The sequence below is a fragment of the Oceanicola sp. 22II-s10i genome, from assembly GCF_002210105.1.
Lineage (GTDB): Bacteria > Pseudomonadota > Alphaproteobacteria > Rhodobacterales > Rhodobacteraceae > Pseudooceanicola.
Genome location: NZ_AQQU01000005.1, coordinates 207,628 through 220,896, shown reverse-complemented (window position 1 = coordinate 220,896; position 13,269 = coordinate 207,628). Strand labels below are relative to the sequence as shown.

Below are 13,269 nucleotides of genomic sequence, written 5' to 3'. Positions count from 1 at the left end.
CCCCACCTGACCGCCGCAGTAGCTCAGTGGTAGAGCGCACCCTTGGTAAGGGTGAGGTCGGGAGTTCAATCCTCCCCTGCGGCACCAGTTTTCCCATATTAAACAGAGATTTGCGGAAGTGCTGCGGACGCCCGGCCAAGCCTCGCCGCCGCTTGGGAAGCACCGGGGCAACACACTCAACGTTTCTTCTCTGGAGCTCAACCGCTCGAGAACGGGGAGATTCTAGGGTAGCGTTGCGAACGGACGGTGGCTCAGGTGTCAGATGAAGTAGACGAAGACGCTGGCGATTGCGTTGGTCTGCTTCGCTGATTCCGCTGCGGCAGAAGTTGCTCGATTGCCCGGAACCGTTGAGCAAGCCCGTCTGTATCTCGCAGCGGCTGCAATGGGCATCAACGTCGCCAATCTCGAAGGGACCCTAGAGGGGGCGCCGCTGTTTTGTCCGCCCGCCGATGTTGTGCTGGATGCAGCTAAGATGCAGGCTCTCGTAAACTCCATTCTCACCGGTGCTCAGGAGCCCGCATAGTTCATAGTTGCCGCAGTCGATGCGCTTAGGCGCGCCTTCCCATACGAGCGACCTTGATCGACCCAATCCTTCCTAAAACCCCATCCTCGGCATGGAGGTTGGACCCTCACTTTGCGGCGGAAGTCGTGTCGCGGGTCAACCAAGGCGGAGTCTCGCGCCGCTACTCGGGTGACATGAATTGTCGGGACTGGACGTTGCGGGCTTCGATCTCACCGGGCATCCGTCGGTAGGCTGTCGGAGGATTTCGCATGATCTGCTCGACCTCCCTTTGCGCCGCGAAGGCATGGGTATCGAGATCATAAGACTGGATCGCCCGCGTGATGCGCTCGGGGTCCCGGCTTGCAAGGTCCGGCGCGATCCTAGTGAATATCGAAGGCGGAAGCCGCCTCTGGAGGCCTGCCGTGAGGAGGCCCAGATAGGCGAGTGCCGAGGTCGCGCTTCCAGCATTGGCTCCGGGTGCGAAGCCTTCTAGGCTCTGTATCGCGTGCTGCAACTCGTGCAATGCGACGCGCGTTTGATCCTTCGCTTATCTCGACACCCAAATGTTCCCTTGGCCGGGAACGTCTCTGGGCAGATGCACCCCTTCCCAGCCCAAAGCCCGGGTATCGTCAATTCCCGCCCCGAGGTTTCCAAGCTCCGGATACACGGACTTCCTGGTTTCGCTCCACCAAGCCGAGGGCATCGTGCGCATGAAAAACAGCGCGGTCTACAATGCGCTTGATGTGGTCCTTGCTAAACCCAGGTCCCAGCTGTGTCGCGACCGCGCGACAAATGGACATTGTAGACGCATCGGGTCGAATTTGCTTTTCCCGAAGGAAAAGCACACCAATGACCAGATGAACGACAAGATCAATCGTAGGTGCGCCGGGTCGCTTTTCCCGTCTCGCTTCCTGTTCGGCTATCTTGCCCGTAAATGCCGACAAGCTGGTGAGAACGTGAAGGTCGATCATCTTGAGAATCTCGGGTGGGATCCGTTCCTCCATAATCCCAGTGGCAGTCATCTGCGCGACGAGATCGGCTTTCCAAGGCTCGTATATCTACTAGACGCTCTAATGTTGTTGTTTTCATCATTCCCACGCGATGGCGACAGGGTCTTGTTGGATAGCGATGCATTCAACTAGCATAGATCGTGATAAATCTTGCGAAACGACTGAAGGAGTTGGGTGTCCGCGGTGCGGCTCCACGCCATCGCGATAGTGAGTTCCGCGTCGAACCCTTCCACCTCATGGATTTCCAGCGTGGCGGGCAGATTGTCCCTGATCGACATCGGGTAGAGGGTCATACCCCGACCGGCGGCGACGCGCTGAAAGATCACGTGGACGTCCCAAGCCTCGTCGACGATGTAGGGCACGAGGTCTGCTTTTTCGCAGGCGACATCCAGGATCATCCGGAACGAGCGCCAGTTCTCGCGCAGGCCCATGACGAATTTCTCTTGTCGCAGACCGTCCAGAGTCGGGCGGCCGTGTCCGCGTGGGCAGATCACGCCGATCCGCGTGGTCCAGAGGCGGCTTTGCGAAATATCGTCATCCCTGACGCTCGGATGCGACAGCAGGAATCCCACGTCGATTTCGCCAGTCTTGAGCGACCGCATGTGCATTTCGATCTGGACCCGGGCCTGCCGTTCGTTGAACGCCTCGAGACCCGGCGAGAACTGCTGAGGCGCGGCAAGGGCGGAATACCCGACGATGATGTGACCCTTGGCATCCTCGTCATTCCGGCGTGCGGACCGGATCGCGCGCAGGAACTGCGCCACCACCTTGCGGGCATCGTCGACAAACATCCGACCGTTCTCTGTCAGGGAGATACCGCCGGGATGCCGGTCGAAAATTTTGTAGCCAAGGTCGGCCTCGGTATCCTGCACGCTCTTGGAAACCGCTGGTTGCGACACGTTGAGCGACATGGCCGCGCATCGGAATCCGCCGTGATCCGCCACCGCGAGCACGTAGCGCATATGGCGAATATCTATTCTTGTCAGCGACATAGAGGTTAAGTTGCCCGATAACCGAAGCCGATAGATTTCGGTTATCACGCTATGAAAAGTTACGATTTGTCAACCTAACGACAGGTCAGCGAATGTTCTCGTGGAGGCCGGGAAACCGGGCCGGGCATGTCCCATGTCGCCTTGAACGAACCGGCCGCAGCCGGGCGTCGGGCACGGGCAGAGCCGGGCGAGTGCGGCCCCTGGGAGGATAAAAATGACATTGAAAGTTTGGGGCATGCGCGCATGCCTTCTCGCCGGCTGCGTGGCCTTGGCATCCGGTTCGGCTCTGGCCGAGGAACTGCTGGCACCGGGCTTGCTCGACCCGACGACCGAGGACATGACCGCGGCTGGCGAATTCGCCAAGGAAGGGCCTTACACGATCGGCATGTCCTTCCCCGGACTGGGGAACACCTGGATCGTGCAGATGGTGCAGGAAACCAAGTACGAGGCAGCCAAGACCGAGTCGATCAAGGAATTCATCTTTACCGAGGCGGGCTGGGCGTCGGCCAAGCAGGTCTCGGACATGGAAGACCTGATCGCCCGCAAGGTCGATGCGATCATCGTCGCGCCGATGGCGCCTGCCACGGTCAAGAACCAGGTCGATGCGGCCATCGCGGCGGGCATTCTGGTGACGACCTACGGATCGTCCGAAGGCGTTCTGAACTCGGCGGTGGAACTGAACCTCGGTGGCAAGGCCTTCGGGCGTGCAGGGGGCGAATGGCTGAAGCAGAAGCTGGGCGGCAAGGGCACGATCTGGGCCTTCCGCGGCATCGCCGGGGTGAACGAGGAGACGCTGCGCTACGAAGGGCTGATGGAGGCGCTGGAAGGCTCCGACATCAAGATCGGCTCGGAGGTCTTCGGCGACTGGAACTACACCAAGGGCAAGCAGCTGTGCGAGAACCTCGTGCTGTCCGGGCAGCCCGTGGATGCGATCTGGTTCTCGGGTGCCGACATGACTCGCGCCTGCGTCGACGTGTTCAAGGACGTGGGCAAACCGCTGGTTCCGATGACCGGCGAGGGCAACAACGGCTTCCTGCGCATCTGGACCGAGAACGAGCTCGACTCCGTCGCGCCGATCTACACCCCCGGCATCGGGCCGGCGCTGGTGCGGGCGACCGTGGCGCTGCTCGAGGGCAAGCAGTTGAACAAGTCCTATTATTCGGATCCGGCGCCGATCACCAACGAGACGCTCAAGGACTATTACCGGCCTGACCTGAACGATGCGTTCTGGGTCACCTCGACCTATCCGGAAGACGAGATACTCAAGAACTTCGGCAAATAAGAGCAGTCGATGTCCAAGGACACTGAACAGGCGGTGTCCGGCCCGGAAAAGGCTTCTCCGGGCCGGACGCTTGTCGAATTTGCAGGAATATCCAAGCGGTTCGGGTCGACCGCCGCGTTGACGGAGGTTTCGCTCCGTGGCGGCCACGGCTCGGTCCATGCCGTGACGGGTGAGAACGGCGCGGGAAAGTCGACGCTGATGAACCTGCTGGCCGGGGTCCATCGCCCGGACGGCGGCACGCTGCGACTGCGTGGAGATGCGGTGACCCTCGGGTCGCCGCAGGACGCCCGGCGGCACGGCATCTCGACGATCTTTCAGGAACTGACGTTGCTGCCCAATCTGACCGTGGCCGAGAACATGTTCCTTGGCCGGGAACCGCTGCGGTTCGGCCTGATCGACCGGCGGGCAATGCGGCGGGCGGCGCAGGCCGCGCTGGACCGTCTGGACAGCCGCATTTCACCCGACACCTATTGCGCGGACCTGTCGGTCGGGGAACAGCAGATGGTCGAGATCGCCAAGGGGATCGCTGCCGAGGCCGAGATTTTCATCCTCGATGAACCGACCGCCGCGCTGAATGCGCCCGAGGTCGAAAAGCTGGCCCGTCTGATCGCTCAGCTCAGGGCGCAGGGCAAGCTGATCTTCTACATCAGCCACAGGCTGGATGAGATCTTCCGTTTTTGTGACGTCGTTTCGGTCCTGAAGGACGGGAAGCACGTGGCGACGCATCCGACGCAGGAGCTCGACCACGAACGTCTCGTGGCGCTGATGGTGGGGCGCGAAATCGGCACGCTCTACCCCGAGCGTCGTCCGCAACCGACCAAGCGGCAGCCGCGGCTGGTGGTGGAGGCGCTGGCGCCATCGGCGTTCGGGTGTGCGGTCTCGTTCCGTCTGTCCGTCGGAGAGATCCTTGGCCTCGCCGGGCTGGAAGGGCAGGGGCAGCGCGCGATCATCCGCGCCCTCGCGGGTATCGAGCCGCCGTCGGCCGGCACCGTGTCGAAAGCCGGCCGGAAGTCCGGTGATGTCGAACACCTGCCGGCATCGATCGTGGCCACCGCCCGCGCCGGCGTCGGGTTCATCCCGGAGGATCGCAAGATCGAAGGGCTCTACCTGCCGCTGTCGATCCGTCAGAACGTGGCGCTCGGGATGCTGCGCGATCAGTCGATCTGGCAGCGGGCGCGCATCAGCGGCAACGCGATCGAACAGCTGCTTGCCAAGATGCGGGTGGTTTCGGCGGGGTCGGGTCAGGCTGTAGGGGCGCTTTCGGGCGGCAACCAGCAGAAGGTGATGATCGGGCGCTGGCTGGCCTCGGGCGTGGATGTCCTGCTGATCGAGGAGCCGACGCGCGGGGTCGATGTCGGCGCCAAGGCTGAGATCTATGGCCTGCTGCGAGAATTCGCCGATGCCGGCGGGGCGGTGCTGATCACCTCGAGCGAACTGACCGAGGTGCTTGGCCTCTGCGACCGGATCCTCGCCGTGCGCGGTGGTGCGCTGGTCGCCGAGTTCACCGGCACCGAGGCGACAGAGGAACAGGTGATGCACGCCGCCCTGACCGGCGGCATCGAACAGGAGGCGGTGGCATGAGCATCCGGCAGATGATCCGCTTTCCGGGAAGATCGGGGCTGGGGCTGGTCGCCCTTGGCATCCCGGTGGTGATGTTCGTATTTTTGGGCTTCACAGCGCCCAATTTCGCGACCGTTCAGAACTATGCCAACGTCAATGCCCAGATTGCGGCGCTGCTGCTGGTCGCCCTCGGCCAGATGATCGTCGCGGTCTCGGGCGGGATCGACCTGTCGGTCGGATCGGTCCTCAGCCTGACCAGCGCGATCATCGTCTCTGTCGATCCGGCGCTGGCGGTGCCCGCCGCGCTGATGGCCGGGCTGTGCGTGGGCCTCGTCAACGGGATCGGCGTGACGGTCTTCGCGGTGCATCCGCTGATCATGACGCTGGCCAGCATGACCTTCCTTCAGGGGCTGGCCCTGCTGATCCTGCCCGTGCCCGGAGGCGACGTGCCGGACTACCTCGAGGCGCTGGTGCGGTTCACGTTCCTCGGTCTTCCGGCGGCTTTCTACTGGTGCGTGCTGGCGGTTGTCGCAACATGGGTTCTGACCAGCCGGACCCGGTTCGGACTGCGCATCTTTGCGGTCGGGGCGAATGATCTGAACGCGGCGCGGAACGGGGTCAACGTCACGATGCAACGGATCACCTGCTACGTGCTGTGTTCCTTCGGCGGGGTTCTCGCCGGTCTCTTCCTGTCGGCCCGCGTCGCCTCGGCCGAGCCTACGATGGGTGTGCAATACGGGCTGGAATCGGTCACGGCCATCGCGCTTGGCGGCGTGCTGCTGGCCGGCGGCATCGGCAGCGTGCCGGGCGTGATCGCGGGGACCGTCGCCCTTGGCCTGATGACCAACGGGATGAACCTGATCGGCGTTTCGCCCTTCATCCGGGCGGCGGCGACCGGCCTGCTGCTGTTGTCAGCGGTGAGCCTCCAGCCTCGCAAGACGATCGGCGCATGACGATGACGACGCGAGCCTTTTCGTCACGTCCAGGCGCGACCGATGCGCTCCGCTTCGTGCTGAACCTGCCGTTCGCCTATCTCGGCACGGCCCTGCTGTTGCTGTTCGCCTATTTCACACGGCCCATGCTGCTGTCGCCGCTTCTGCTGCTGTTGATCGTCCGGCAGGCCGCACCGCTTGGCATCGCGGTAATTGGCCAGTCGGTCTGCATGCGGGTGCTGTCGCTCGACCTGTCGATCGGCGGGGTGATCGTCGCGGTCAGCTATATCCTGACCAGCGGCGCGCTGCCCTATCCGCCGCCGGTGCTGATCGCGATCTGCATCCTCTTCGGCCTCGTGGTCGGGCTGGCCAACGCCTTTTTCATCACCCGCCTGCGCGCATCGTCGGTCATCGTCACGCTGGCCATGGCTATGATCCTGTCCGGCGTGGTCATTTCGCTTGGCCAGTTCTACGCCCCCGGCGATGCGCCCGAGGTACTGAAATTCATCGGACAGAAGCGGATCGGTATCGTCCCGATCGCCCTGCTGGTCTGGCTGGCACTGCTGATCCCCTTTGCGCTGTTCCTGCGGTTTTCGGTCTTCGGGCGCTATGTGGATGCGATCGGGTCGAACCCGAACGCCGCCTGGGTCTCGGGTATTCCCTATATCCGCGTCCTGACAGTCGTTCATGTCATGTCGAGCCTCTTCGCCGTGGCGAGCGGCTTGCTTCTGGTCGGCTTCGTCGGGGTCGGCAGCATGGATATCGGCAGCGATCTTGCCCTGAACTCCCTCGCCGCCGTGATCCTTGGCGGGGTCACCTTCGGGTCCGGGAAGGGGGGCGTTCTGGGGCCGGCGGTCGCAGCCTTCATGCTGACCTTCAGTTTCAACCTGCTGACATCACTCGGTCTGGGTGAGCCGGGCAAGCTGATGTTGCAGGGTGCCATCATCGCAGTCGCGGCAATGGCTTATGCCGTGCGAATGCAAAGGACCTGATCCCAGGGGAGGAAGACGATCATGACAAAGTACATGCCCGGAGCGGAGCCATTCGAATACCAGGGAAAGGACTGTTCGGTCCTCGTCCTGCACGGCTTCACCGGTTCGACGCAGAGCATGCGCCATCTTGGCCAGAGCCTGAACGAGGCATTCGGATTTCACGTTCTGGGCCCCTGCCTTGCGGGCCACGGCACTTCGCCCGACGAGATGGAGAAGACGGGATACCTCGACTGGATGGCCTCGGCCGATGTCGCGTTTCAGCAACTCGCGGCGCGGGGCGATCCGGTGTTCGTCACCGGGCTGTCCATGGGCGGGATGCTGACGCTAGGGCTGGCCGAAGCCTATGCCGGGACCATCGCCGGGGCCATTCCGATCAACGCCATCGCGGGTGAAAACGACGGCGGCCTGGCGGAACTGATCCTAGCGCCCGACGCACCGCAGCGCATCCCCGGCATCGGCTCGGACATCAAGGCGGAAGGGGTAGAGGAACTGGCCTATGCTGAGGTTCCTGTGAGTTGCCTACGCGAGGTCTATCTGGCGCAGGCCGCCGTCGGGGACCGTCTGGCCAGGATCACCTGTCCGCTGATGATCTTTCAATCGCGCGAAGACCACGTGGTGCATCCGATGAACGCGCACCGCGTCATGCGCAAGGTCGGGTCTTCGGATATCCGTCTGCAGTGGCTTGACGATTCCTACCACGTGGCGACGCTGGACAATGACAAGGACCTGATCGTCCGCAAGACAGGGGTTTTTATCGAAGAGATCCTGAAGGGGCTTAGTTGAATGCCAGAAGGTGGAATTCTTTGGCGGTCTCACGATGACAACGTCATTTACTCGATCGGTGCGATAGTCCGCGGCCGGTCTTATCCGGACATTCTCCGAAACTTCGATTGCTGCGGCGCGGCTTCCATAAAGCAGTTTTCGAAGCGTAGTGGAGCCTGATCCGATTGGGCAAGGTACGCAGGGCGGACCTTCCGGACCTTTGCTGCGCGTGCTCCATCCCCGCCACAACCGCGTGTGGGCCTGTCAGACAGGGCGGACAGCGGACCTGCGCTGCGTCCACCACAAACGACAGTGGTGCGCCTGAGGCGGACATGGCCGACGGCGCCCTGGTCGATCCGCCGGTGCTGAACGTCGTGCCGGGGGTACTTCGGGCCGGCGGCAACCCGGCGGTCGAGGCGCATATTGCGCTGGCGAGGGCGGCGAACTGATCAGGAAGGGCGGTCGGTAGCGTCCAGCCAGGCGCGAGTACTCTCGAGGATCTCGTCGCCGAGCCCGGGGTCATCACTCATCCGGGACAGGATCAGGGCCCCCACCATCGCCGACCAACTGCCGATGGCGGCCCGCCTGCGAGCGGCCTCGTCCTCTCCCTGCGTCGTCGTTGCAATCCGGTCGATCTGGGCGCGCAGAGCGCCGGTCATCTCGGCCCGCGCGGCGCCGGGGTGACGTGGCATCTCTCCAGCCAGCGCGGCAACCGGACAGCCGCCTGCCATGTCGTCGCGGTGTTGCGCCGTGAGATATCGGGCGGCCCGCTCGCCAAGCGTGGGATAGGTGCGCACGACCTCCTCAAGGGATTGCGCCATCGCCGCGGCAAAGAGGTCGTCCTTGGTCTTGAAATAGCCGTAGAACCCGCCGTGGGTCATGCCCGCAGCGCGCATCACCTCAGCCACCGTCACGGCATCGAACCCCTTCGCCCGGAAGAGTTTTCCCGCGGCCTCGACGATGGCGTCCCGGTTCGCCGCGACCTGTTTCCTGCTGACGCGCATGGTGCATCTCCCTTCGCCATTGACTCAATACATGATCACCATCATTAATGTCTATATCATGATGACCATCATGTATAACGCAGCATTACGGAACCGTCGCATGTCCCAAAGCACCCGCACCCTGATCACCGGCGCCTCTACCGGCATCGGCGCCATATATGCCGACAGGTTTGCCCGACGGGGGCAGGACCTTGTACTCGTGGCGCGCAACCTCGGCCGGATGGAGGCCCTCGCCGCGCGGCTGCGCGCCGACCACGGCATCATGGTCGAGATCGTCGTGGCAGACCTCTCGCAGCCCGAGGACACCAGCCGGGTGGCCGATCTGCTGCGCAGGGACAACAGCATCGGAACGCTCGTGAACAATGCCGGCACGGCCCTTGGCGGCACCTTCCCCGACCAGCCGGAGCGCGGCATCGCCGACCTCATCGCGCTGAACACCGGCGCCGTCACTCTGCTGGCCCATGCAGCTGCACAGCGGTTCGCTGCCGCCGGTGGCGGGGCCATCGTAAACCTTTCCTCTGTGGTCGGGCTTGCGCCGGAACTGGGGATGACTGTCTACGGCGCCACCAAGGCTTATGTCCTCTACCTGAGCCAGGCGCTGTCACTGGAGCTTGGGCCGAAGGGGGTCTACGTCCAGGCTGTCCTGCCCGCCGCGACCCGGACCGAGATCTGGTCCCATGCCGGTCGAGATGTGGACACCATGCAGGGGGTGATGGAGGTCGAACCGCTGGTCGATGCCGCGCTGGTCGGCTTCGACCGCCGCGAGACGGTGACGATCCCGCCGCTGCCCGACGATGGCCAGTGGACGACCTACAACACCGCGCGCCACATGATGCTGCCGAATTTCGGTCAGACGCATCCCGCCCTGCGCTACACTGACGTTGCCTGAGCCTGTCCGCGATGGCCGCCCTCGAGCCCCCCGCCGCCGCGCCGACCGGCGCCGACCGCCCGAACCTCGTCCTGGCGCTGGCCTGCGTTGGCACCATCCTCGCCACCCTCGACCTCTTCGTGGTTAGCGTGGCCCTGCCGAGCATCGGTCGGGCCTTCCCGGATGCCTCCCTGTCGGACCTGTCCTGGATCCTGAACAGCTATGCGATCGTCTACGCGGCACTGCTGGTATTCATGGGGCGCCTGGCCGAGCGGTTCCGGCGGGACCGCAGCTACCTGTCCGGGATCGCGCTCTTCACCCTCGGGTCTGCGGGCTGTGCGCTGTCAGTGAATGTGCCGATGATCCTGTCGTTCCGGGTGGTCGAGGCCATTGGCGCGGCGCTGATGACGCCGACCTCGCTCGGCCTCGTGCTGGCGGCGTTCGAACCGTCGCGGCGCAGCGGCGCGGCGCGCCTGTGGTCCGCCATCGGGGGTTTTGCCGGCGCCTTCGGCCCGGTCATCGGGGGCGTCCTGCTCATTTTCGGCTGGCAGTGGGTCTTCCTGGTCAACGTGCCGATCGGGTTGGTGGCCATCGTGATCGGGATGCGGGTCCTGCCCGCGATCCCCGGACAGGATGTACCTTGGCCCGACCTCATCGGCGCGCTGCTCGCAACGGCGGGCGTGGCGCTCTGGATCTTCGGGCTGATCACGGCCGGCACGCAGGGTTGGACGGCAACCGGCGCCTGGTCCGGGATGGCCGCGGGCCTCGTCCTGCTTGTGATCTTCGCCCTGCACTGCCTGCGCGCCAAGCGGCCGCTGATCGAGCCGGCACTGTTTCGGAACCGGACCTTCACCGCGGCGACCCTGGGGCTCCTGCCCTTCATGATCGCCTTCGGCGCCTTCCTGGTGTCGCGGGTGACATGGGAGCAGACGGCCTGGGGCTGGAGCCCGTTCCGGACCGGCCTGATCCTCGCCCCGGGCCGCTTCCTCGTGCCGCTGACCTCGATGTTCGTCGCGGGTCGCCTGATCGAGCGGATCGGCGCACCGGCCGTTATCTGCATGGGGCTGGCCACCTTCGCCTTGTCACAGGCGATCACAGCGCTCGGTTATGGACTGACGCCGTCGATCGCCGCCTCTCTGAGCGCGGCGGTGCTGTCCGGCATCGGCGTCGGCCTCGCGCTCCCGACCCTGATGGGGACAGGCGCAGGGGCTCTGCCCGCGGCATATTTCTCGACCGGGTCGGCGGTGCTGAACATGATCCGACAGGTCGGAATGGCCATGGGGATCGCCCTTCTGGTGGCCATCGCCGGGCAACCGGCCGCGACCGAGACCGCGCTGTCCGCGTTCCACATGGCCTGGTTGCTGATCGCCGCCTGTGCCCTGGTCGGTATGCTTCCCGTGCTTGGGATCGCCCGGCGCCGACCGGAGCAGCCCCTTGCCGGCTGATGCACGGTTTGCCCGCGGGCGAAAGCTGTGCCAGACGGAGCGAACGGCAACTCCCCGCCCTTTGTGCCCATGCCAGCCGCCTTGCTGCGCCGGGCATGAAGGGCTGTTCCGGGCCGGTCACGGACCTTGGCGCCAGGCCCAAGGTGGCTCGCGCGCTGGACCGTATTGCAGAGATCTGCGAATTCCCCAGCATTGCGGGCAGCGACAATGGCATGGATCTGACCTCGAACGCCAACTTGACATGGCAGGAGGAGCGTCGCGTCGATTGGCACTACATCGCGTCGGGTAAGGCAGTGCAAGACGGCTTCGTCGAGAGCTTCAACGGCCGCCTTCGCGACGAATTCTTGGGTAGACGGACGCGCTGTCGTTATGATGTTCCGCTCTGCCGGTCCTACTAATTAAAAGATCATTTGGAGTGGAGAAGGTTGGATGTCAGGCCCATCCTCTCCGCCACCTGCCCCCGCGAAAGCGTTCTGCCCGCTTGGTCGCGACTGGATTTTCCGTTGGTTTCGAGGGGTATGCAGGAGGGGCTGAGCACCATCTCCAGTGCCGTTGACCGAAAACTCGTTGTCTCAATCGGAAACGTTCCGGACCTGATGACTGGACGGTAGCGTCGCTAACAGCGGCGGCGATCATATCGAACCGTGCTCTTTCGACCCTTCCAGCCCGCGATGCAAACCCTCAATCCCTTGTCTTTCAGCCCTTCTCTTAACTCGTCTGCATCATAGTCGGGGTCGCCAAGGAGTCATTGTGCTTCTAGCGTATCGCATCATCCTAAACCATTGAAGTTAATAAATATAATCCCATTTGCGACGCGCCGATCATCGGCGCGCGGCCTGCCGTGGCTCTTCGGAAAGAAAGGTTGCGGGCGCTCCCATTGCGCTTCGGTAAGCCAGAAAAGGTTGCTCATGCTCGACGTCTCCATACGAAGGCTGGCTCATGACAACTGCCCGAAATCAGCGGGTTCTGACCCTGCTGCGTTCGTGTGACCATGAAACTCTCTGCACCCTGACAGGCCGACACGAATGCACAGGGCATACAGGTGACAAAAACTGACCCTCCGGAGAGGTTCCCTGAGTCGTTTGCCAGGCCGCTCTGTGTCAAACCCCTCAGGGAAACCAATGGTGGGAGTGACATGGCCAAGATCGAACTGACCACGCGGGGTGCCGTTGCCCGGCTGACCATTTCGCATCCGGAGCGTCTGAACGCGCTTACGCCGGAAATGCTCGACGAACTCTGCGAGGCGTTGGACCGGATCGAAGGCGAGCCCGCGCTCAGGGCGGTGATCCTGACCGGGGCAGGCGAAAAGGCCTTTGCCTCCGGCGGGGACATCTCGCGGTTCTCCGACACCCAGGCGTCGCCCGAGCGGATCCGCGAAGGCAGTGCGCGACGGGATCGCGCGTTCCGGCGGCTTGGCACATGTCCCAAGCCCGTTGTCGCGATGATCCGCGGCTACTGCATGGGCGGGGGTCTTGCCCTGGCGCTTCAGGCGGACCTGCGGTTCGCCTCTGAGGATGCGGTCTTCGGCATTCCGGCTGCGCGGCTCGGCATCGTCTACGGTGTCGGCGGCGTCGAGCGGCTGATGCAACTCGTAGGTCCTTCGCGCGCCAAGGACATCCTGTTCTCCGCCCGCCGGTTCGGTGCGGCCGAGGCGTTCCGGATCGGGCTGGTCGACAGGGTGCTTCCCGCGGCGGAGCTGGAAGAAGCGGTCACGGCCTATTGTGAAACTCTGGCCGAAAACGCGCCCATCTCGGTCGAGGCCAGCAAGGTGATGGTGACTCAGGCGCTGCTGCCCGAGGCCTCGCGCGACCACGCGCTCATGACGGAATTGCACCGGCGCTCGGCCGAAAGCGGCGATCTCGTCGAAGGCCGCACCGCCTTCATGGAGAAGCGCAAGCCGATGTTCCGGGGCGCATGAGA

At 63.9% G+C, this 13,269-nt stretch carries 11 protein-coding genes, 1 tRNA gene and 2 pseudogenes; 11 read left to right on the top strand and 3 right to left on the bottom strand.

All coding sequences use genetic code 11. The features are described 5' to 3' along the window. Window positions 1–12 precede the first annotated feature (12 nt). Window positions 13–87: transfer RNA gene (locus tag ATO6_RS14515), tRNA-Thr, on the top strand. Between the two features lie 1,125 nt (window positions 88–1,212). Continuing rightward, on the top strand, window positions 1,213–1,644 hold the full coding sequence (locus ATO6_RS14505; RefSeq protein ID WP_141102006.1) for a hypothetical protein: 432 nt from the start codon (window positions 1,213–1,215) through the stop codon (window positions 1,642–1,644). Here ATO6_RS14505 and ATO6_RS14500 read toward each other — a convergent pair. Beyond that, the gene (locus ATO6_RS14500) at window positions 1,641–2,474 is read right to left on the bottom strand and encodes a LysR family transcriptional regulator (RefSeq protein WP_176440945.1); all 834 of its coding nucleotides are present in this window, start codon (window positions 2,472–2,474) and stop codon (window positions 1,641–1,643) included. The genes ATO6_RS14505 and ATO6_RS14500 overlap by 4 nt on opposite strands. A gap of 244 nt (window positions 2,475–2,718) precedes the next feature. On the opposite strand from ATO6_RS14500, the gene ATO6_RS14495 reads away from it, so the two are divergent. From ATO6_RS14495 to ATO6_RS14475, 5 genes are read left to right on the top strand one after another with little or no spacing between them, the layout of a single operon-like run. Then, window positions 2,719–3,786 (top strand): ABC transporter substrate-binding protein, encoded by a 1,068-nt coding sequence (locus ATO6_RS14495; RefSeq protein WP_088624729.1) that lies wholly within the window; start codon window positions 2,719–2,721, stop codon window positions 3,784–3,786. Window positions 3,787–3,795: 9 nt separating this feature from the next. Then, a complete protein-coding gene (locus ATO6_RS14490) occupies window positions 3,796–5,367 on the top strand; it encodes a sugar ABC transporter ATP-binding protein (protein WP_088624728.1) in 1,572 nt (523 codons plus the stop codon). Next, entirely contained in the window at window positions 5,364–6,299 is a 936-nt protein-coding gene (locus ATO6_RS14485) for an ABC transporter permease (protein WP_088624727.1), read from the top strand. The genes ATO6_RS14490 and ATO6_RS14485 overlap by 4 nt, the downstream gene beginning before the upstream one ends. Further along, a complete protein-coding gene (locus ATO6_RS14480; RefSeq protein WP_088624726.1) occupies window positions 6,296–7,270 on the top strand; it encodes an ABC transporter permease in 975 nt (324 codons plus the stop codon). Before ATO6_RS14485 ends, ATO6_RS14480 begins: the two co-directional genes overlap by 4 nt. A gap of 21 nt (window positions 7,271–7,291) precedes the next feature. After that, complete coding sequence (locus ATO6_RS14475) at window positions 7,292–8,053, top strand: carboxylesterase (protein WP_088624725.1); 762 nt, start codon at window positions 7,292–7,294, stop codon at window positions 8,051–8,053. Window positions 8,054–8,481: 428 nt separating this feature from the next. On the opposite strand, the gene ATO6_RS14470 is transcribed toward ATO6_RS14475, so the two are convergent. Continuing rightward, window positions 8,482–9,036, bottom strand: coding sequence for a TetR/AcrR family transcriptional regulator (locus ATO6_RS14470; protein ID WP_088624724.1), 555 nt, complete (start codon window positions 9,034–9,036; stop codon window positions 8,482–8,484). 100 nt (window positions 9,037–9,136) lie between these two features. Between ATO6_RS14470 and ATO6_RS14465 the strand changes: the two genes are divergently transcribed. The 3 genes and pseudogenes from ATO6_RS14465 to ATO6_RS25465 all read left to right on the top strand — a co-directional run. Continuing rightward, window positions 9,137–9,925 carry an SDR family oxidoreductase gene (locus tag ATO6_RS14465; protein WP_176440944.1) on the top strand — a complete coding sequence of 263 codons (789 nt, stop codon included), beginning with the start codon at window positions 9,137–9,139 and terminating at the stop codon, window positions 9,923–9,925. Window positions 9,926–9,936: 11 nt separating this feature from the next. Then, window positions 9,937–11,349 (top strand): MFS transporter, encoded by a 1,413-nt coding sequence (locus tag ATO6_RS14460; protein ID WP_088624723.1) that lies wholly within the window; start codon window positions 9,937–9,939, stop codon window positions 11,347–11,349. A gap of 200 nt (window positions 11,350–11,549) precedes the next feature. Next, window positions 11,550–11,696 (top strand): annotated as a pseudogene (locus ATO6_RS25465) (integrase core domain-containing protein); the annotation flags it as partial. 272 nt (window positions 11,697–11,968) lie between these two features. Here ATO6_RS25465 and ATO6_RS25460 read toward each other — a convergent pair. Further along, window positions 11,969–12,259: pseudogene (locus tag ATO6_RS25460) on the bottom strand (hypothetical protein); the annotation flags it as partial. Between the two features lie 225 nt (window positions 12,260–12,484). Here ATO6_RS25460 and ATO6_RS14445 point away from each other — a divergent pair. Continuing rightward, window positions 12,485–13,267 (top strand): enoyl-CoA hydratase, encoded by a 783-nt coding sequence (locus tag ATO6_RS14445; RefSeq protein ID WP_088624722.1) that lies wholly within the window; start codon window positions 12,485–12,487, stop codon window positions 13,265–13,267. The last annotated feature ends 2 nt before the right edge of the window (window positions 13,268–13,269 follow it).